The sequence below is a fragment of the Ruegeria sp. AH12 genome (assembly GCF_056541465.1).
This window is the reverse complement of record NZ_JBQFYL010000208.1, coordinates 1-562: the sequence shown is the minus strand read 5'-3', so window position 1 is coordinate 562 and position 562 is coordinate 1. Positions and strand designations below refer to the sequence as shown.

Annotated in this window: 1 protein-coding gene; it reads right to left on the bottom strand. The window is 63.2% G+C overall.

Annotated features, from left to right (window positions below; translation table 11 throughout):
- On the bottom strand, positions 1-562 hold a 562-nt coding region (locus ACR0EL_RS22665), incomplete at both ends, for an FAD-dependent monooxygenase (protein ID WP_480502380.1).

The following is a 562-nucleotide window of genomic DNA, read 5'->3' as shown; positions in this document are numbered from 1 at the left end:
GATAGGAATCCAGCATCTGCGCATCGCCTAAGCCCTCGGGCCGGGCTTGCGTCAATTCCAGCAAGCAGCGCAGATCGCCCAACGACATGTTCAGCCCCTGCGCACCAATAGGTGGCACCACATGCGCGGCCTCGGCCATCAGCGCGATGCGTTCGCCCGACAACCGTTCCGCCGACTGGCTGATGATCGGCCAGATCGTCCGGCGTGAGGCCAATTTCAGCGGTCCGAACAGCCCGCAAGAGCGTTCGGTCATGGCGGCTTCGAACGCGTCGGTTTCAAGGTTTAACAGTTCAACGGCACGTGGCCCACGTTCCATCCAGACAATGGCCGAGGACGGCTGGCCTTGCCAGTCGGGCAGGGGGACCAATGTGAACGGCCCGCCCGAGCGGTGAATCTCGGTCGAGACATTGTCGTGCGGGATGGGATGGGTGACGGCGAAGGCGAGGGCCTTTTGGCCGTAGCGCGTGGTATGAACATTGATCCCGGCAGCTTTGCGCATTGGTGAACTGCGCCCGTCGGCGGCGATTACCAGTTTGCAGCGGATGCGGGTGCCGTCGCTCAG